This window comes from Pseudomonas sp. B21-059 (assembly GCF_026016285.1).
GTDB classification, from domain to species: domain Bacteria; phylum Pseudomonadota; class Gammaproteobacteria; order Pseudomonadales; family Pseudomonadaceae; genus Aquipseudomonas; species Aquipseudomonas danubii.
In genome coordinates this window covers 2,211,791-2,230,188 of record NZ_CP087201.1, presented here as the reverse complement: position 1 = coordinate 2,230,188, position 18,398 = coordinate 2,211,791, and the positions used below count along the sequence as shown (strand labels likewise).

Annotated in this window: 15 protein-coding genes, 6 tRNA genes and 1 pseudogene; 5 read left to right on the top strand and 17 right to left on the bottom strand. The window is 60.8% G+C overall.

Annotated elements, in window-relative coordinates; all coding sequences use genetic code 11:
• Positions 1-24: 24 nt before the first annotated feature.
• The 3 genes from LOY69_RS10175 to leuC all read right to left on the bottom strand — a co-directional run bounded on the left by LOY69_RS10175 (position 25) and on the right by leuC (position 2,948).
• Positions 25-789, bottom strand: a complete 765-nt coding sequence (locus tag LOY69_RS10175; protein ID WP_110596799.1) for a class I SAM-dependent methyltransferase — start codon at positions 787-789, stop codon at positions 25-27.
• Positions 790-874: 85 nt separating this feature from the next.
• The gene (gene leuD, locus LOY69_RS10170; protein WP_102882508.1) at positions 875-1,519 is read right to left on the bottom strand and encodes a 3-isopropylmalate dehydratase small subunit; all 645 of its coding nucleotides are present in this window, start codon (positions 1,517-1,519) and stop codon (positions 875-877) included.
• 10 nt (positions 1,520-1,529) lie between these two features.
• Positions 1,530-2,948: a 3-isopropylmalate dehydratase large subunit gene (gene leuC, locus LOY69_RS10165; protein ID WP_102882509.1), complete on the bottom strand. Its 1,419-nt coding sequence runs from the start codon at positions 2,946-2,948 to the stop codon at positions 1,530-1,532.
• A gap of 153 nt (positions 2,949-3,101) precedes the next feature.
• On the opposite strand from leuC, the gene LOY69_RS10160 reads away from it, so the two are divergent.
• Positions 3,102-3,992, top strand: a complete 891-nt coding sequence (locus LOY69_RS10160; RefSeq protein ID WP_102863672.1) for a LysR family transcriptional regulator — start codon at positions 3,102-3,104, stop codon at positions 3,990-3,992.
• Positions 3,993-4,076: 84 nt separating this feature from the next.
• Entirely contained in the window at positions 4,077-7,355 is a 3,279-nt protein-coding gene (locus LOY69_RS10155; RefSeq protein WP_102882510.1) for an EAL domain-containing protein, read from the top strand.
• 48 nt (positions 7,356-7,403) lie between these two features.
• Here the strand turns inward: LOY69_RS10155 and LOY69_RS10150 are convergent, their stop codons facing one another.
• The 12 genes from LOY69_RS10150 to gltX all read right to left on the bottom strand — a co-directional run bounded on the left by LOY69_RS10150 (position 7,404) and on the right by gltX (position 13,738).
• Positions 7,404-7,850 (bottom strand): Hsp20 family protein, encoded by a 447-nt coding sequence (locus LOY69_RS10150; protein WP_102882511.1) that lies wholly within the window; start codon positions 7,848-7,850, stop codon positions 7,404-7,406.
• A gap of 114 nt (positions 7,851-7,964) precedes the next feature.
• Positions 7,965-8,924: a tRNA dihydrouridine synthase gene (locus LOY69_RS10145; RefSeq protein WP_102863678.1), complete on the bottom strand. Its 960-nt coding sequence runs from the start codon at positions 8,922-8,924 to the stop codon at positions 7,965-7,967.
• A gap of 187 nt (positions 8,925-9,111) precedes the next feature.
• Positions 9,112-9,546 carry an acyl-CoA thioesterase gene (locus LOY69_RS10140; protein ID WP_213665016.1) on the bottom strand — a complete coding sequence of 145 codons (435 nt, stop codon included), beginning with the start codon at positions 9,544-9,546 and terminating at the stop codon, positions 9,112-9,114.
• A 47-nt stretch (positions 9,547-9,593) separates the two neighbouring features.
• On the bottom strand, positions 9,594-10,427 hold the full coding sequence (locus LOY69_RS10135; RefSeq protein WP_115581979.1) for an alpha/beta fold hydrolase: 834 nt from the start codon (positions 10,425-10,427) through the stop codon (positions 9,594-9,596).
• Positions 10,428-10,456: 29 nt separating this feature from the next.
• Entirely contained in the window at positions 10,457-10,996 is a 540-nt protein-coding gene (locus tag LOY69_RS10130; RefSeq protein WP_265074449.1) for a TetR/AcrR family transcriptional regulator, read from the bottom strand.
• Between the two features lie 183 nt (positions 10,997-11,179).
• A tRNA-Glu gene (locus LOY69_RS10125) sits at positions 11,180-11,255 on the bottom strand.
• Positions 11,256-11,334: 79 nt separating this feature from the next.
• Positions 11,335-11,410, bottom strand: a tRNA-Ala gene (locus tag LOY69_RS10120).
• 52 nt (positions 11,411-11,462) lie between these two features.
• Positions 11,463-11,538 (bottom strand) — tRNA-Glu (locus tag LOY69_RS10115).
• Between the two features lie 78 nt (positions 11,539-11,616).
• Positions 11,617-11,692 (bottom strand) — tRNA-Ala (locus LOY69_RS10110).
• A gap of 52 nt (positions 11,693-11,744) precedes the next feature.
• Positions 11,745-11,820 (bottom strand) — tRNA-Glu (locus tag LOY69_RS10105).
• 80 nt (positions 11,821-11,900) lie between these two features.
• Positions 11,901-11,976, bottom strand: a tRNA-Ala gene (locus LOY69_RS10100).
• Positions 11,977-12,256: 280 nt separating this feature from the next.
• The gene (gene gltX / locus LOY69_RS10095) at positions 12,257-13,738 is read right to left on the bottom strand and encodes a glutamate--tRNA ligase (protein ID WP_102882514.1); all 1,482 of its coding nucleotides are present in this window, start codon (positions 13,736-13,738) and stop codon (positions 12,257-12,259) included.
• Between the two features lie 224 nt (positions 13,739-13,962).
• On the opposite strand from gltX, the pseudogene LOY69_RS10090 reads away from it, so the two are divergent.
• Positions 13,963-14,091: pseudogene (locus LOY69_RS10090) on the top strand (hypothetical protein); the annotation flags it as partial.
• Positions 14,092-14,261: 170 nt separating this feature from the next.
• Here LOY69_RS10090 and uvrB read toward each other — a convergent pair.
• A complete protein-coding gene (gene uvrB, locus LOY69_RS10085; protein ID WP_102863684.1) occupies positions 14,262-16,277 on the bottom strand; it encodes an excinuclease ABC subunit UvrB in 2,016 nt (671 codons plus the stop codon).
• 336 nt (positions 16,278-16,613) lie between these two features.
• Here uvrB and LOY69_RS10080 point away from each other — a divergent pair, with 336 nt between their 5' ends.
• Both LOY69_RS10080 and LOY69_RS10075 read left to right on the top strand, forming a co-directional pair.
• Positions 16,614-17,810, top strand: a complete 1,197-nt coding sequence (locus LOY69_RS10080; protein WP_265074448.1) for an amino acid aminotransferase — start codon at positions 16,614-16,616, stop codon at positions 17,808-17,810.
• A gap of 130 nt (positions 17,811-17,940) precedes the next feature.
• Positions 17,941-18,138: a hypothetical protein gene (locus tag LOY69_RS10075; RefSeq protein WP_011060362.1), complete on the top strand. Its 198-nt coding sequence runs from the start codon at positions 17,941-17,943 to the stop codon at positions 18,136-18,138.
• 6 nt (positions 18,139-18,144) lie between these two features.
• Here the strand turns inward: LOY69_RS10075 and LOY69_RS10070 are convergent, their stop codons facing one another.
• Positions 18,145-18,378 carry a hypothetical protein gene (locus tag LOY69_RS10070; protein WP_102863689.1) on the bottom strand — a complete coding sequence of 78 codons (234 nt, stop codon included), beginning with the start codon at positions 18,376-18,378 and terminating at the stop codon, positions 18,145-18,147.
• Positions 18,379-18,398 lie beyond the last annotated feature (20 nt).

Sequence of the window (18,398 nt, the reverse complement as noted above, 5' to 3'; positions counted from 1 at the left end):
CCCGCAGGCGCGCCCGGAAAAGTTCTATCGCTCGGCCCACAGCACCAGTACATCTGTACTGAACGAACCATCGGCCTCAATCTCAAAATATTCGCGCACTTCATTGCCCATTGCCTGCTGCAGCTCGCGAATTGCCGCCCGCAGCACCTGGGGCGTGCGCATGCGCTCGACCCAGGAGCTGTACTCCAGGCGCAGACGCTGACGAGCGGTACTGCGGGTATGCAACCCCGCCTCGCTGACTTGGCGCAGCCACTCCCCAGCCGAATAGTCACGAACATGACTGGTGTCACGCAGCACTTCAACGCTTTGCAGGTAAGTGTCCAGCAGTGGACTGCCCGGCGACAAGACATCAATGAACGCCGCCACGCCACCCGGCTTCAGCACCCGGCGTACTTCTCTCAAGGCCAGGCCCAAGTCGCTCCAATGGTGAGCCGAGTAGCGACTGAAGACGAAGTCGAACTCACCGTCGGCGAACGGCAAGCGCTCGGCTGCGCCTTTAACGGTGCGGACGTTATGCAGATTACGCTCCTGCGCGGCTCCCGACACTACATCCAGCATCTGCTGGGAGAGGTCGTAAGCCACCACTTCCTTGACCAGCGGCGCAACGTGGAAGCTGACATGACCGGCGCCACAGCCCAGGTCCAGGACCCGGGCAGCACCCTGGCCCGCCACTTCGGCTTGTAGCAGCGCGAATTCGGCGCCTTGAGCGTGTACGGCACTGCTCAGGTAGGCCGAGGCCTGTTCACCGAATTGCTTCTGTACCACCTGGCTATGGGCGTTGCTGGTCATGCTGTGGTCCTTTTGATCAGGGGAACGGCGTTCGCTGGCCAGCCAGCTCCTGCAACACAAATCCGCAGGAGCCGGCTGCCGGCGTTCAGGCGTCGCGGAACAACCAGGGCTGGCTGGCCCGATGCTTGGCCTCAAAGGCGGCAATGGCGTCAGCGTCCTGCAAGGTCAGGCCGATGTCGTCCAGACCGTTGAGCAGGCAATGCTTGCGGAAGGCATCAATCTCGAACTTCAACACCTTGCCGTCGGGACGGGTCACGGTCTGCGCCTCAAGGTCGATGTGCAACTGGTAACCCGGCGTGGCTTCGACCTGCTGGAACAGCTCGTCGACTTCAGCATCGCTCAAGATGATCGGCAACAAACCGTTCTTGAAGCTGTTGTTGAAGAAGATGTCGGCATAGCTTGGCGCGATGATGCTGCGAAAACCGTACTCTTCCAGGGCCCAGGGCGCGTGCTCACGGCTCGAGCCGCAGCCGAAGTTCTCCCGCGCCAGCAACACGCTGGCCCCTTGGTAACGCTCGGCGTTAAGGACGAAATCCTTGTTCAACGGACGCTTGGAGTTGTCCTGGTAGGGCTGGCCCACGTCGAGGTAGCGCCACTCATCGAACAGGTTCGGACCGAAGCCGGTGCGCTTGATCGACTTCAGGAACTGCTTGGGGATGATCTGGTCGGTGTCGACGTTGGCACGATCCAAAGGCGCGACCAAACCATTGTGCTGGGTGAAAGCTTTCATGCTGCGCTCCTTAGATCAATTCACGGACGTCGACGAAACGACCGCTGACAGCGGCGGCGGCGGCCATGGCCGGGCTGACCAGATGGGTACGCCCACCGGCACCCTGGCGCCCTTCGAAGTTGCGGTTCGACGTCGACGCGCAATGCTCACCGGACTCCAGGCGATCCGGGTTCATCGCCAGGCACATCGAGCAGCCCGGCTCACGCCATTCGAAACCGGCTTCGAGGAAGATCTGGTCCAGGCCTTCCGACTCAGCCTGGGCCTTCACCAGCCCCGAACCCGGAACCACGATCGCCTGCTTGATAGTGGAGGCCACTTTACGGCCCTTGGCGATCACCGCCGCGGCACGCAGGTCTTCGATCCGCGAGTTGGTGCAGGAACCGATGAACACGCGATCCAATTGAATGTCGGTGATTGCCTGGTTGGCGCTCAAACCCATGTACTTCAAGGCTCGGACGATGGAGTCACGCTTGACCAGGTCCATTTCCTTGGCCGGGTCCGGCACGCGCTGATCCACGGCCAAAACCATTTCCGGCGAAGTGCCCCAGCTGACTTGCGGCTTGATTTGCGCGGCATCGAGCTCGACCACGGTGTCGAACTGGGCATCGGCATCGGACACCAGGTCTTTCCAGGCCTCGACCGCCAAGTCCCATTCGGCGCCCTTGGGTGCAAACGGACGACCCTTGACATAAGCCACGGTCTTTTCGTCCGCCGCCACCAGTCCGACACGGGCACCGGCTTCGATGGACATGTTGCAGATGGTCATGCGGCCTTCAACGGAAAGGTCGCGAATCGCGCTGCCGGCGAACTCGATGGCGTGGCCGTTGCCACCGGCGGTGCCGATCTTGCCGATCACTGCGAGGACGATGTCCTTGGCGGTCACGCCAAAGGGCAAGGTGCCTTCCACGCGCACCAGCATGTTCTTCATCTTCTTGGCCACCAGACACTGGGTGGCGAGCACATGCTCCACCTCGGAAGTGCCGATGCCATGGGCCAGGGCACCAAAGGCGCCATGGGTGGAGGTGTGGGAGTCACCGCAGACCACGGTCATGCCCGGCAAGGTGGCGCCCTGCTCCGGACCGATCACGTGGACGATGCCCTGACGCACATCGTTCATCTTGAATTCGACGATGCCGTATTCGTCACAGTTGTCATCGAGGGTCTGCACCTGCAGCCGGGAGACCTGATCGGCAATCGCTTCGATCCCGCCCTTGCGCTCAGGCGTAGTCGGTACGTTGTGGTCCGGGGTGGCGATGTTGGCATCGATGCGCCAAGGCTTGCGTCCGGCCAGACGCAGGCCTTCGAACGCTTGCGGCGAGGTCACTTCATGGATGATGTGACGATCGATATAGATCAGCGCCGAACCATCGTCGCGCTGCTTGACCAAATGCGAATCCCAGAGCTTGTCGTAGAGCGTCTTGCCGGCCATCGGACCATTCCTCATCAGCTTGTTTCTATGCCCCGGGCCCTGACCGTCGGCCGATCAATAACCCCTTGGCTTGTGAGGCTGATGCTATGGCGTTAGATTAAATAACTCAAATTCATATTTTTCATGCTTTGGATAACCAGCTGGAATACAACCATGGACCTGGCCAACCTCAATGCCTTTATAGCCATCGCCGAGACCGGCAGCTTTTCCGGCGCCGGTGAACGCCTGCACCTGACCCAGCCCGCTATCAGCAAACGTATCGCCGGCCTGGAGCAGCAGCTCAATGTGCGCCTGTTCGACCGCCTGGGCCGCGAGGTCGGCCTGACCGAGGCCGGACGCGCTCTGCTGCCCCGGGCGTATCAGATCATCAACGTGCTGGACGACACCCGTCGCGCCCTGACCAACCTCACCGGGGAAGTCAGCGGCCGCCTGACCCTGGCCACCAGCCATCACATCGGCCTGCACCGCCTGCCGCCGCTGCTGCGGGCCTTTACCCGGCGCTACCCGCAAGTGGCGCTGGACATCCAATTCCTCGATTCCGAGGTGGCCTACGAGGAAATCCTCCACGGCCGCGCCGAACTGGCGGTGATCACCTTGGCACCCGAGCCCCACAGCCTGATCAAGGCCACCGCGGTCTGGGACGACCCGCTGGACTTTGTCGCCGCCCCGGAACATCCGCTGGTCAGCAACGGCCAGGTCAGCCTGGCGGATATTGCCCTGCATCCGGCAGTTTTTCCCGGCGGCAACACCTTTACCCACCATATTGTCCAACGCTTGTTCGAGGCCCAAGGCCTGACGCCGAACATCGCCATGAGCACTAACTATCTGGAAACTATAAAGATGATGGTTTCCATCGGTCTGGCCTGGAGCGTCCTGCCCCGCACCATGCTCGACGATCAAGTGGCGCGCATTCCTTTACCGGGCATACAACTGCGACGCCAGCTAGGCTATATCCTGCATACCGAACGGACGCTGTCGAATGCTGCGCGGGCCTTCATGGCCTTACTGGATGCACAAGTCGATTGGCCAGGGAACCCGGCATAGCTCTTCCGGGTATTGCCCGTGCCAAGCCGAACTGTCATGAGTATCCCGCGCCAAACGAATGACTCAGCTCAAGGCCTGACACCCATGCCAAAACCCGCTGACCGTATTCCACCCATGCCGCGTATCCATGCTGTCGACCCCAGGGAGTCGGAACAAAGCTGGGAAAGCGCACCGCAGTTGCTCGCCGCTCTCAATGGCGCGCGGCTGGGAGCCTGGTATTGGGATATTGAAAGCGGGCAGATCAGCTGGTCCCGGGGCACCCAGGCACTGTTTGGCTTCGATCCACGCCAACCCCTGCCGGAAAACCTCGAATACCTCGATCTGCTCCCCATTGAAGACCGGGCCAGAACCGTGCGGGCTTTTCATTCGGTGCTGGCGGGAGCGCCCCTGGAACACGCGATGCACCACCGCATTCGCTGGCCCGATGGCAGCCTGCACTGGCTGGAGATCAACGGCAGCGTGCTACCAGACAAGCATGGCAAGCCCCGAATGATCGGGGTGATCCGCGAGATCACCCACCAACGCCAGCGGGAGGAAGCCCTCAGCAGCTCGGAAAAACGTTTCGCCACCCTGTTTCACCTGTGCCCCAACATGGTGCTGCTGACCCGCCTGGAAGATGGCCTGATCAGCGAGGCCAACCAATACTTCGAAAGCCAGTTCGGCTGGCCCGCCGAACATGTGATAGGCCGCACTACCCTGGAGATCGGCCTGTGGGTTAATCCCGAACAGCGCGCCCAACTGATCAAGGCCGTGCAGAAAAAGGGCCAGGCCGCCAGCCTCGAAGTCCAGTTCCGCGCCAGTAACGGCCAGATCCACGACGGCATTCTCAGCGCGCAGAAAATCGAACTGGAAGGCAAGCCCTACCTGCTCAGCACCTTTCTCGATACCAGCGAACGCAAAAGAGCCGAACAGGCCCTCAAAGACAGCCAGGAACGCCTCGACCTGGCCCTGGATTCGGCGCAACTGGGCACCTGGGATTGGCACATTCCCAGCGGCATGCTCTATGGCTCGGCCCGGGCCGCACAATTGCACGGCCTGGAGCCGGCGCCCTTCCATGAATCCTTCGAAGCCTTTTTCGAGGGCGTCCCCACTGAAGAACGCGACAGCATGCGCGATGCCTATCGCAGCCTGCGGGAAGGCCCGGCGGGCAACTACCAGCTGACTTACCGGGTGCAACTGGCGGACGGCAGCTCGCGTTACCTGGAAAGCCGCGCTCGCCTCTATCGCGACGAGCAGGGCAATCCACTGCGCATGGCCGGAACGCTGCTGGACATCACCGAACAGGTGGAACGCGAACAGCGCCTGATCACTTCGGAAGAGAAGTTCGCCAGCCTGTTCCAGGTCAGCCCGGACCCCATCTGCCTGACCCTGCTGGAAACCGGCCAGTTCATCGAGATCAATTCAAGCTTCACCCAGACCTTCGGCTGGACCCCGGAAGATGTGATCAACCGCAGCGCCGAACAGATCGGCTTCTGGGCAGATCCCGCCCCGCGTCTGCGGCGGATCGAACAGGTGATTCGCGAACAGGCGCTGAACAACGTGGCAGTGGTGGTCAACCACAAGAACGGCCAGGCACTGACCTGCATCATTTCCAGCCGCCTGATCACCGTCGACAAGCAGCCGTGCATCGTCACCACGCTGCGGGATATCACCCAGCAACAGCGTTCCGAGGCCGCACTCAAGGCCAGCGAAGAGAAATTCGCCAAGGCCTTCCACTCCAGTCCTGACGCCATCACCATCACCGAGCGCGACACCGGCCGCTACCTGGAGGTCAACGACGGCTTCTGCCGCCTGACCGGCTACCGCACCGATGAAGTGCTCGGCCGCACCATGTACCAGGTCGGCATCTGGGCCGAAGAAGCCCAGCTCGCCACACTGCTGGCGGAGCTCAGGCTCAAGGGCCGGGTGCATCACCTGGAAATGCTCGGGCGTAACAAGCGCGGGGAAATCCTCACCCTAGAGGTCTCGGTGGAGCCGATCATCCTCAATGAAACACCGTGCCTGCTACTGACGGCCCGGGACGTCAGCCTGCTGAAGAATGCCCAGGCGCAGATCCGCCACCTGGCCTACCACGATCCCTTGACCAACCTGCCCAACCGCGCCCTGCTGATGGACCGCCTGAGCCAGCAGATCGCTCTGCTCAAGCGCCACAACCTGCGGGGCGCCCTGCTGTTCCTCGACCTGGACCACTTCAAGCACATCAATGACTCCCTGGGGCACCCGGTGGGCGATACCGTACTGAAGATCATCACCGCCAGACTGGAAGCCAGCGTGCGCATGGAGGACACCGTCGCGCGCCTGGGCGGCGATGAATTCGTGGTGCTGCTCAGCGGCCTGGAAGGCTCGCGCAATGAGGTCAGTGAACAAGTGCGGCAACTGGCAGGAACCCTGCGCGAGCTGCTCTCGGAACCGATGTTCCTCGACGGCCAGCGCCTGCAGGTCACCCCCAGCATCGGCGTGGCGCTGATTCCCGATCACGGCTCAACCCCCACCGACCTGCTCAAGCGCGCCGACATTGCCCTTTACCGCGCCAAGGACTCCGGGCGCAACACCACGCAGATGTACCACAACACCATGCAGAAGGCCGCCAGCGAACGCCTGCGCATGGAAACCGACCTGCGCCTGGCCCTGTCCCGCGGCGAATTCAGCGTGCACTACCAGCCACAGGTGGATGCCCGCGACAACCGCATCGTCGGCGCCGAGGCCCTGGTGCGTTGGCAGCACCCGGAGCTGGGGGCGCAATCACCGACGGAGTTCATCAAGGTGCTGGAGGACAGCGGACTGATCCTTGAAGTGGGCACCTGGATTCTCGATGAAGCCTGCCTGGCCTTCAGCCAACTGATCGAGCAAGGCCTGGTGGACCCGCACCACTTCAGCCTATGCGTCAACATCAGCCCTCGGCAATTTCGCCAGAACGACTTCGTCGAACGAATCGAACACAGCCTGACTGCCTATGCCCTGCCCTCATCATTGCTGAAGCTGGAGATCACCGAAGGCATCGTGATCCAGAACCTGGATGACACCATCAACAAGATGCGTCGACTGAAAAAACTTGGGGTCAGTTTTGCCATGGACGACTTCGGCACCGGCTACTCCTCCCTGACGTACCTAAAACGCCTGCCGGTGGACACCCTGAAGATAGACCAGTCATTTGTCCGCGATGCCACCCACGACCCCAACGATGCGGAAATCATCCGGGCCATCGTCGCCATGGCCCGCAGCCTGAACCTGAAGGTCATCGCCGAAGGCGTGGAAACCCCACAGCAACTGGAATTCCTCCAGGGGCTGGAATGCCATCTGTACCAGGGCTACCTGCACAGCCAGCCACTACCCCTGAGCGAATTCAAGAAGCTGCTGAAATGACAGGCACGAAAAAGGGCGCCACCAGGGCGCCCTTTTTTTACAGCGGTCTTAGTGTTGCAGAGCCGGCTGCTGCGCACCGTTGATCGGGATGCGCTTTGGCTTCGCCTCTTCCGGTACAACCCGCAGCAGGTCAATGTTCAGCAGACCGTTGCTCAGGGCCGCGGCCTTGACCTCGATATGGTCGGCCAGGCGGAAGGACAGCTTGAATGCACGCTGGGCAATGCCCTGGTGCAGGTAGGTGACACTTTCATTGGCGTCGCGCTTGCCACCGCTCACGGTCAACACACCTTTCTCCACTTGCAGTTCCAGATCTTCATCCTGGAAGCCGGCAGCGGCGATAACGATGCGGTATTGGTCGTCGGCGTGTTTTTCAACGTTGTAGGGTGGATAGCTGCTGCTCGGTTCGTTGCGCAATGCCGATTCAAACAGGTCGTTGAAACGGTCGAAGCCAACAGAGGAACGGAACAGTGGAGCCAGGGAAAATGCAGTACTCATGGGTCTATCTCCTGATTTTTCAGCGAGTGGTTATCTCCGCGACCCGAATTCGGCGTCGCGTACCCAAGAGATAGGGACCGCTCCTGACATTTCAAGAGGCTTTTTTTGAATTTTTTACGCCGCTTCGCTGCGGGGCATGCCCAGCAGCCGCCCCACCTGATCCAGATCGGTTTCCCGACGCAGAGCGGTAAACAGCTCAACCGCCTCCGGATAGTTGCGGGTCAGCATGGCCAGCCATTGCTTCAAACGCCCCGGGGCTGAACGGGGGGTCAGTTGCACCACCACCTGGGCCCAGAAGTCCTGAAGCATGGGCTGCAGATCGGCCCAGGACATTTCCACCACCTCCTCCCCTGCGCGAGCGGCGGCGATCTGCCGGGCCAGGTCCGGACGCGAGACCAGCCCACGACCGAGCATGATGTCCTCCACGCCACTGATCTCCCGACAGCGCCGCCAATCCTCGACGCTCCAGATATCGCCGTTGGCGAACACCGGCACCTTGACCACATCCTGCACCCGAGGAATCCACTCCCAATGAGCGGGCGGCTTGTAGCCATCGACCTTGGTCCGTGCGTGAACCACGATATGTTCCGCGCCACCCTCGGCCAGCGCCGTAGCGCACACCAGCGAACCGTCCGGACTATCGAAGCCCAGGCGCATTTTTGCCGTGACCGGGATATGCGCAGGCACCGCTCGCCGCACATGCTCGACAATCTGATTCAGCAGTTCAGGCTCCTTAAGCAGCACCGCCCCACCCCGGGACTTGTTGACGGTCTTGGCTGGACAGCCAAAATTCAGGTCGATCACCTCGCTGCCAAGCTCGCAGGCCAGCGCGGCATTTTCAGCCAGGCACACCGGATCGGACCCCAGCAACTGCACGCGCAATGGCACGCCGGCAGCGGTATGCGCGCCTTGCAGCAACTCGGGAGCGAGCTTGTGGAAATAGGCAGGCGTCAGTAGACGGTCATTGACGCGAATGAACTCGGTGACACACCAGTCGATCCCGCCAACACGAGTCAACACATCCCGCAGGATGTTGTCGACCAACCCCTCCATGGGCGCCAGGGCAATTTGCATGAAACACACTCAACGAAAAATCAGGCGAAAAAAAGTCCGCCAGTTTACTGGGTTTCACCCGATAACAGGAATTTTGTAGGAACGGCCGAGCGGCGTTGTGCTTAGCGACAAATGGGTTCTCCGGCCTGACAGCGCCCTTGAACACGCCTTCGCTGGCAAGACGGTATCCACACAGGAGCCAAGGTGATCACGAGCCCTGCAGGGCTGGGCCGTAGCCCTCAAGGAATTCGGCGGGCATACGCTTGGGCTTGCCGCTGGACAGCTCGATGCAGACAAAAGTGGTCTGGGCCCGCAACAAGGTACTGCCATCGCTCGGACGGACCAGCTGGAAACGTCGAGTCATCTTCAGGCGCTGATCCCAATCGACGATCCAGGTGGCCAGTTGCAGCTCATCGCCTTCATAAGCCGCGGTCAGATAGTCGATCTCGTGCCGCACCACGGCCATCGCCCGATCCAGGCGACGATACTCGGCCAGATCCAGCCCCAGACGTTGCGAGTGACGCCAGGCGCAACGCTCCAGCCAGGTCACGTAGACCGCATTGTTGGCGTGCCCCAAGCCATCGATATCCTCGGCCACCACCTGCAGATCGATAACGAATGGCGTTGCCAGATCCCAACTCATGCCCAACTCCCGGTCAGATTTTTTGACCGGGGCAGTGTAGCGGATGCTCAGGCAGATTGGCGCGCCGGCAGATGGCGTCCGGTGACCAGAGTGATCACAGCGTCGATCACTCGGGGATCGGCCAACACTCGCTGATGACCTCCTTCACTCAAGCGCAGCAAGCGACTGTCGAACCAGGCCTGGTGGATCAACTCCGACTCCTTGACCGGTACAAATCGATCATCTTCGGCATGAATGATCAGGCCAGGCATCTCCAACTGATACTGAGCCACGTCCAGAGTCGCGGCACGCATCCCCACATCCTTCTCCACTTGACGGATAAAGGCCGAGCGCGCCCTGGGCGGCAAGCGCATGTAGCGGGCAAAACCTCGCAACACGCCAAGAATCCGAGCCGGCGCGGCGATACTGACCAGGGTTTCGGTGCGCAGTCCCAACTGCACAGCGAGCATGGCGCTGGCACCGCCCATGGAGTGACCAATCACTGCGCGCAAGGGGGGCAATTCCGCTGCTGCCTCCAACATCGCCCGGGCAAAGAGCACCACATTGGCCTCCTCCCCTGGAGAGCGGCCGTGGGCGGGACCGTCCAGCGCCACTGCGGTATAGCCAGCCGCCACCAGCGCCTCGATCAGGCTGGCAAATTGAGTGGGTCGCCCTTCCCAGCCATGCATCAGCAACACTGTCGGCCCCTGCCCCCAACGCAAGGCAGAGAGGCCAAAGCGCAAGGTCAGACGCTCAGCACGCTCCAGCAGGGGCAGCTCCCACTCTCGGGGCGGCAGCTCACGGGGAGTCATGAACAACTGGCGCATCCGATTCGCCGCCCACTGAGGAGCCACCCAGCCCAGAGTGCCATTGACACCACGAATCCAGCTCAATCCGCTCATCGCCCAACACCTCGCAACCAAACTTCAGGTCATAGAACCGCCGACTTGGCGGCACGCAGTAGACGATCGGACAATTCACCCGGCCCCAGAGCTCGCGCCAGGGACAGCCCACCAACCATCAACGCCATATCCGCCAACGCCTTGTCCGTGTCCTCGGGGCTTGCGGCCAACTGCGCGACCATCAGCTCCATATGCTCGTTCAAAGCCTTGCGAAAACTCTCTGGAAGCCGCCCCAGCTCACCCACCGATGCCGGAATCGGACAGGCCTGCTCAGTGGAGTCGCGGTGCTTGCGCGACAGATAGAACGCTGCCGTCAGCGCCCTTCGCTCCTCACCACTCAAGCCTGCGTCCATCTCGTCGAGCAAGCCACGTCGGTGGGCGAGCAGTTGGGTGAACGCCTCAAGCATCAGCGCATCCTTGCTCTCGAAGTGCGCATAGAAGCCCCCCACCGTCAGCCCGACAGCCCCCATCACCTCACCCACACTCGGTTCGGCCGGGCCTCGCTGGATCAGCGCCGAACTGGCAGCCTGGAGAATACGTTCGCGGGTTTGAGCTTTTTTATCGTTCATCGTTGCCTCCGAATATTACGGACAAAATATTATTCCCATAATAATTTTCCGCAAGTCGTCAGTGTGACCGCCGGTCAGAAGTGCAGGCTGAGGAAGAGGGTAAAAGTTGGCCGGACGCCAGAAAAACAAAAGGGCCATTCAATAATTGAATGACCCTTAAAAATCCCGCATAGCGGGTAAACGTGGCGTCCCCTAGGGGACTCGAACCCCTGTTACCGCCGTGAAAGGGCGGTGTCCTAGGCCACTAGACGAAGGGGACACATACCCTTCTAACAGTTGATCAGTGCTGAGTTCTGATCGATTCAAGACCCGTGTGGCCAGGCCTTGAACTGTAAAATTGGTGGAGCTAGACGGGATCGAACCGTCGACCTCTTGCATGCCATGCAAGCGCTCTCCCAGCTGAGCTATAGCCCCGGATTTTCGCCTCGCGGCGCAGCGATATCTTGCAACATCACTTGTGTAAAACTGGCGTCCCCTAGGGGACTCGAACCCCTGTTACCGCCGTGAAAGGGCGGTGTCCTAGGCCACTAGACGAAGGGGACACATACCCTTCTAACAGTTGATCAGTGCTGAGCTCTGATCGATTCAAGGCCGGTGTGGCCAGGCCTTGAACTGTAAATTGGTGGAGCTAGACGGGATCGAACCGTCGACCTCTTGCATGCCATGCAAGCGCTCTCCCAGCTGAGCTATAGCCCCGGATTTTCGCCTCGCGGCGCAGCGAAATCTTGCAACATCGCTTGTGTAAAACTGGCGTCCCCTAGGGGACTCGAACCCCTGTTACCGCCGTGAAAGGGCGGTGTCCTAGGCCACTAGACGAAGGGGACGCAAACCCTTCTATACAACTGACCAGTGCTGAGTACTGATCGATTCAAGGCCGGTGTGGCCAGACCTTGAACTGCAAATTTGGTGGAGCTAGACGGGATCGAACCGTCGACCTCTTGCATGCCATGCAAGCGCTCTCCCAGCTGAGCTATAGCCCCTCGTCGGTGAGGACGGGGCGAATCTTAAGGGGCGATCGGAAGGCTGTCAATTTTTTTTCCGTATTTTGAAAAAAAATTTGCCGGGATAACAACCACTTACCGCCCTGCCCCAAAAACCCTGGCTTTTTCAGCCTTAGCGGCCCGTGCCAACTCCCATAAACGGGGGGGCCGCGAGCCGCCTGGAACCCACTTGGCCAGCGACCAATCGACCTGGCGCCTGAGAATCAAGCGTAGTCGAAAAGCCCGCAGCGCCTTGTAGCTCCCCTGCTGCGAAGCGCCGTCAGCCGATGGCGCCCAGCAGTTTTTCCCACTCCTTGTTCTCTTTCTTCGACACGCCACCGAGCAGGTCGATGGCCTGGCGCAGACGGAAACGAGTAAGGTCAGGCCCCAGGATCTCCATGGCATCGAGCACCGACACCGAGCTGGCCTGGCCAGTGATCGCAGCGAACATCAGCGGCATGGCGTCACGCAGTTTCAGCTCCAGGGATTCAACCACTGCCTGAATGGTCGCGGTGATGCTGTCTTTCTCCCACTGGCGCAGGCTCTCGAGCTTCCACAGGATCAACTGCATCACTTGCCGCACCTGATCGCCAGAAAGCTTCTTGGATTCGAACAACTTGGCGTCCGGGGTCACGCCACCGGCGAAGAAGAAGCCGGCCAACGGTGCGATCTGGCTGAAGGTCTCCACCCGGCCTTGCACATGGGGCGCGATCTTCATCAGGTACTCAGGATTCAGCGCCCAGGTCTGCACGCGACTGGCGAACTCTTCCACCGGCAGGTCACGCAACCACTGGCCGTTGAGCCAGGACAGTTTCTCGATATCGAAGATCGGCCCACCCAGGGATACCCGCGACAGGTCAAAGTTATCGACCATTTCCTGCAACGAGAACTTCTCGCGCTCGTCCGGCATCGACCAGCCCATGCGCCCCAGATAATTGAGCATGGCTTCCGGCATGAAGCCCATGCGCTCATAAAAGGTCACAGAGGTCGGATTCTTGCGCTTGGACAGCTTGCTCTTGTCCGGATTGCGCAGCAGCGGCATGTAGCAAAGCTGAGGCTGCTCCCAACCGAAGTACTCGTAGAGCAGAATCAGCTTCGGTGCCGAAGGCAGCCACTCTTCACCGCGCAGCACATGGGTGATGCCCATCAGGTGGTCATCGACCACGTTGGCCAGGAAGTAGGTCGGCAGGCCATCGGTCTTCATCAGGACCTGCATGTCCATGCGATCCCACGGAATTTCGACATCGCCACGCAGCAGATCAGGCACCACACAGACGCCTTCGGTCGGCACCTTCATACGAATCACATGGGGCTCACCGGCCGCCAGACGCCGGGCCACTTCTTCCTTGGACAGCAGCAAGGCGCGGCCGTCATAACGCGGCGTCTCGCCACGAGCCATCTGCTCGGCGCGCATCTGGTCCAGCTCTTCGGCCGTGCAGAAGCATGGGAACGCGTGTCCCAGGTCCACCAATTGCTGAGCATATTTCTGATAGATATCGCCGCGCTCGCTCTGGCGATAAGGACCATGGGGACCGCCCACATCCGGCCCTTCGCTCCAGTTGATGCCCAACCAGCGCAAGGCATCGAAAATCTGCTGCTCGGACTCGCGGGTCGAACGCAACTGATCGGTGTCTTCGATACGCAGGATGAACTCACCGCCATGCTGCTTGGCAAAGCAATAGTTGAACAAAGCGATGTAAGCGGTACCTACGTGGGGGTCCCCGGTAGGCGATGGCGCGATGCGCGTGCGGACGGTGGTCATGGCATATCTCGAAAAGATAGAAAAACGAGGAATAAAACAGGGGGGCGAATGGTAACAGGCGACCCCGGCCCGGCTCCAGTAAGGAGGGCATTTAAGCCAAGGTTGCGACTACAGGCCGCCGCAGAGCCCATGAATGGTCAAGTATCAGCGCCTGGCATTTACCACCCACGGGCTATATGCCAGGTTCACCCGCTAATAAATTTTCTTACACTTTTTGATTGCGGCTGTGCGCCCTGGGATTTGACCTGTTCGGGCTCGCGAGCCTCTCTTCCGGAGTGCTCAACCCGGACCTCGCCGGGCCGCAGCGCAATCAGATCCAGATCATCCGCGCCCTGAGGCAGCCGCTGATCATGACCCACAACGACGTCTTCCAGGTTGTCGGCATCGCCCAAGGAGGAGAAGCCCACTGACCCACGAAATGCCTGCAGCAGTTGGCTTGCCAGCGAAGCCCCCCCCCCTCGAGCACCGCACAGGACTTGAGCCCCTCTTCGCCGGCCAGCCAGCGAAGAGGGATCGAACGCCGTTAGACGGTCAGCAAGCGCTCGCGCAGCTTGGTGATTTCGTCGCGCATCTGCGCCGCCGCCTCGAACTCCAGGTCCCGGGCCAGTTGGTACATTTTTTCTTCGAGCTGGCGAATGCGCTTGGTGATTTCGCTGGGCGAACGCAGTTCGTTTTCGTAGCGGGCACTTTCTTCGGCGGCCTTGGCCATGCCCTTGCGCTTCTTGCTGCGCGAGCCCGGCACGGTGGCGCCTTCCATGATGTCGGCGACATCCTTGAACACCCCTTTGGGGGTGATGCCGTTGGCCAGGTTGAAGGCAATCTGCTTGTCACGCCGCCGTTCGGTCTCGCCAATCGCCCGCTCCATGGAGCCGGTGATGCGGTCGGCATAGAGAATCGCCCGGCCATTGAGGTTACGCGCGGCACGACCGATGGTCTGGATCAGCGAACGCTCGGAACGCAGGAAGCCTTCCTTGTCGGCATCGAGAATCGCCACCAGCGACACTTCCGGCATGTCCAGGCCTTCACGCAGCAGGTTGATCCCCACCAGCACATCAAAGGTGCCCAGGCGCAGGTCGCGAATGATTTCCACACGCTCCACGGTGTCGATGTCCGAGTGCAGATAACGCACGCGCACGCCGTGGTCGGCCAGGTAGTCGGTCAAGTCCTCGGCCATGCGCTTGGTCAGGGTGGTGACCAGCACTCGTTCTTCCACCGCCACGCGCTTGGTGATTTCCGACAACAGGTCATCCACCTGGGTCAGGGCCGGGCGTACTTCCACCTGGGGATCAACCAGGCCGGTGGGACGCACCACCTGCTCCACAATGCGCCCGGCGTGCTCAGCCTCATAGTTGCCCGGGGTAGCAGAGACGAAGATGGTCTGCGGGCTGACGCCTTCCCACTCGTCAAAACGCATCGGCCGGTTGTCCAGCGCCGATGGCAGGCGAAAACCATATTCCACCAGAGTCTCCTTGCGCGAACGGTCGCCCTTATACATGGCGCCCACCTGAGGCACGCTGACGTGGGATTCGTCGATCACCAACAGCGCATCCGCCGGCAGGTAGTCGTACAAGGTGGGTGGCGCGGCGCCAGCGGGACGGCCGGAGAGGTAGCGCGAGTAGTTCTCGATGCCGTTGCAATAGCCCAGCTCGAGGATCATCTCCAGATCGAAACGGGTGCGTTGTTCCAGACGTTGGGCTTCCACCAGTTTGTTGTTGGAGCGCAGGTATTCCAGGCGTTCCTGCAGTTCCACCTTGATCCCCTCGATAGCGTCCAGCAGGGTTTCCCGTGGGGTCACGTAGTGGCTCTTGGGGTAGAAGGTGAAACGCGGCAGCTTGCGGATCACTTCGCCGGTCAACGGGTCGAAAGCGCTGATGCTTTCCACTTCGTCGTCGAACAGCTCGATGCGGATCGCTTCCAGGTCGGATTCCGCCGGATAAATGTCGATCACGTCGCCACGCACACGGAAGGTGGCGCGAGCGAAGTCCATATCGTTGCGGGTGTATTGCAGGTCCGCCAGGCGCCGCAGCAAGGCACGCTGGTCGAGCTTGTCGCCGCGGTCCACGTGCAGAACCATTTTCAGGTAGGTTTCCGGGCTGCCCAGACCATAGATGCAGGACACCGTGGTCACGATGATCGCGTCCTTGCGCTCCAGCAGCGCCTTGGTCGCCGACAGGCGCATCTGCTCGATATGGTCGTTGATCGAGGCATCCTTCTCGATAAAGGTATCCGAGGAAGGCACATAGGCTTCGGGCTGGTAGTAGTCGTAATAGGAAACGAAGTACTCCACCGCGTTGTTCGGGAAGAAGGCCTTGAATTCGCCATACAACTGGGCCGCCAGGGTCTTGTTCGGCGCCAGCACCAGGGTTGGGCGCTGCACCTGGGCGATCACGTTGGCAATGCTGAAAGTCTTGCCCGAACCGGTCACACCGAGCAGGGTCTGGTGCGCCAGCCCAGCCTCGATGCCTTCGACCAGCAGGCGGATGGCTTCCGGCTGGTCGCCGGCGGGCTGGAAGCGGGTGACTAGCTGGAATTCGGACATAACCTACCTCTGGGATCATTCGTGCGCGGCCATACCGTACAGGAACGAGAAAGACCGCGTACGACCCATGTCGCCGGGGAAAAAACGGGAATGTGCTAGATGTGGAGCCAAATACTACGGCTTTCAAGGGAAAGGCCTGACACCCGCTAACACCCAGGATGTTGCAATAAGACTAACGGTCGAAAAATAAAGCGAAAAACTTGCTGCAAAAGGTCAATCGACTGTCGCCCACCGCGATGATGGCCTCTATACTAGCTCCCCGTTTGTGCACCGCTCTAGTGCATTCGGCTGGAGCGCGACACGTCCCTCCACACTCCATTCAGAGCCGCCGTAAAAATGAGCCTGTTCTCCGCTGTCGAAATGGCACCACGCGATCCAATCCTGGGCCTCAACGAAGCATTCAACGCCGACACCCGAACCAACAAGGTCAACCTTGGGGTGGGCGTGTACTGCAACGAGGAGGGACGCATTCCACTCCTGCGCGCCGTTGTCGAAGCCGAGACAATTCGCGCCGCTCAACACGCTTCCCGTGGTTACCTGCCGATCGACGGCATTGCCGCCTATGACCAAGCGGTACAGAAACTGCTGTTCGGCAACGACTCGCCCCTGCTGGCCGCTGGCCGCGTGGTCACCACCCAGGCCGTTGGCGGTACTGGTGCACTGAAGATCGGCGCCGACTTCCTCAAGCAACTGCTGCCCAACGCTGTGGTTGCCATCAGTGATCCAAGCTGGGAAAACCACCGCGCACTGTTCGAAACCGCTGGTTTTCCGGTGCGGAACTACCGCTACTACGACGCCGCCACCCACGACGTAAACCGTGCCGGCCTGCTGGAAGACCTCAACGCCCTGCCGGCCCAATCGATCGTGGTGCTGCATGCCTGCTGCCACAACCCGACCGGTGTCGACCTGACTCCGCAGGACTGGCAAAACGTCCTGGAAGTGGTCAAGGCGAAAAACCTCGTGCCATTCCTCGACATGGCCTACCAGGGCTTTGGCGACGGCATCGACGAAGACGCTGCCGCAGTGCGCCTGTTCGCCGAGTCGGGCCTGACCTTCTTCGTGTCCAGCTCGTTCTCCAAGTCGTTCTCGCTGTACGGCGAGCGCGTTGGCGCTCTGTCCATCGTCAGCAGCTCGAAGGAAGAAAGCGCTCGCGTGCTGTCCCAGGTCAAGCGCGTGATCCGCACCAACTACTCCAACCCGCCAACCCATGGCGCAACCATCGTTGCCGCGGTGCTGAACAACCCGGAACTGCGCGCCCAGTGGGAGCAGGAACTGGCGGAAATGCGCCTGCGCATTCGCGGCATGCGCACCCAGATGGTCGACTTACTGGCCAAAGGCGCCCCTGAGCACGACTTCAGTTTTGTCGGCCGCCAGTGCGGCATGTTCTCCTACTCCGGCCTGACCGTTGAGCAAGTGACCCGCCTGCGCAACGAATTCGGCATCTACGCCCTGGACACCGGCCGCATCTGCGTGGCCGCACTGAACCAGAACAACATCGACGTGGTGACCAAGGCCATCCTCCATGTGATCTGATTCACGGCCGTCGCGCAAAAAGGGGAAGCCAGGGTGCTTCCCCTTTTTTGTGCGCGCTCAGCTAATACCCAGTCCAGCCCCTGCATCCTCTAGACTGAGGCCACGCCTCCCTTGCCGATCGAGAATCCAGATGAAAAACGATGACCTGCGGGCCGACCGCGACGAACTGGAGCACTACTTGCCCCGCTCGCAGAAACGCGAAAAGAGCCTGGTACTGCAAATAGCCCTCGGCGTGTTCCTCGGTGGTCTGGCCCTGTGGCTGGTGCAACTGGCAGCCACATCGCTGATGGCCAAGCTGATGCTGGGCACCCTGACCTTCGGCGGCTGAACCGACTCAACCCGCCAGTTCACGCATTCGCTGACTGGCGGCATCATCAAAGGCCACGTACAACGCCTCAGCGACCTGGCTCTTGATGGCCTTGGCACTCTCCAGCCCCAGGACAAAACCTTCGGCCTTGCCCGCCGCGCGGTTCAGATCCGCCGCTGCCGCTGCCTGGGTAATGGCATCCCACAACTTGTCGGCCTGAGGCCCGACTCCCTTGGGCAGGTTGATCTGCTCGATGCTCATGACAGCACCTCGCATCGCGA

Bases quoted from the DNA above. Each gene is read 5' to 3' on its own strand.
- LOY69_RS10175 (WP_110596799.1), bottom strand. From the start codon at position 789: ATGACCAGCAACGCCCATAGCCAGGTGGTACAGAAGCAATTCGGTGAA.
- leuD (WP_102882508.1), bottom strand. From the start codon at position 1,519: ATGAAAGCTTTCACCCAGCACAATGGTTTGGTCGCGCCTTTGGATCGT.
- leuC (WP_102882509.1), bottom strand. From the start codon at position 2,948: ATGGCCGGCAAGACGCTCTACGACAAGCTCTGGGATTCGCATTTGGTC.
- LOY69_RS10160 (WP_102863672.1), top strand. From the start codon at position 3,102: ATGGACCTGGCCAACCTCAATGCCTTTATAGCCATCGCCGAGACCGGC.
- LOY69_RS10155 (WP_102882510.1), top strand. From the start codon at position 4,077: ATGCCAAAACCCGCTGACCGTATTCCACCCATGCCGCGTATCCATGCT.
- LOY69_RS10150 (WP_102882511.1), bottom strand. From the start codon at position 7,850: ATGAGTACTGCATTTTCCCTGGCTCCACTGTTCCGTTCCTCTGTTGGC.
- LOY69_RS10145 (WP_102863678.1), bottom strand. From the start codon at position 8,924: ATGCAAATTGCCCTGGCGCCCATGGAGGGGTTGGTCGACAACATCCTG.
- LOY69_RS10140 (WP_213665016.1), bottom strand. From the start codon at position 9,546: ATGAGTTGGGATCTGGCAACGCCATTCGTTATCGATCTGCAGGTGGTG.
- LOY69_RS10135 (WP_115581979.1), bottom strand. From the start codon at position 10,427: ATGAGCGGATTGAGCTGGATTCGTGGTGTCAATGGCACTCTGGGCTGG.
- LOY69_RS10130 (WP_265074449.1), bottom strand. From the start codon at position 10,996: ATGAACGATAAAAAAGCTCAAACCCGCGAACGTATTCTCCAGGCTGCC.
- gltX (WP_102882514.1), bottom strand. From the start codon at position 13,738: ATGACCACCGTCCGCACGCGCATCGCGCCATCGCCTACCGGGGACCCC.
- uvrB (WP_102863684.1), bottom strand. From the start codon at position 16,277: ATGTCCGAATTCCAGCTAGTCACCCGCTTCCAGCCCGCCGGCGACCAG.
- LOY69_RS10080 (WP_265074448.1), top strand. From the start codon at position 16,614: ATGAGCCTGTTCTCCGCTGTCGAAATGGCACCACGCGATCCAATCCTG.
- LOY69_RS10075 (WP_011060362.1), top strand. From the start codon at position 17,941: ATGAAAAACGATGACCTGCGGGCCGACCGCGACGAACTGGAGCACTAC.
- LOY69_RS10070 (WP_102863689.1), bottom strand. From the start codon at position 18,378: ATGAGCATCGAGCAGATCAACCTGCCCAAGGGAGTCGGGCCTCAGGCC.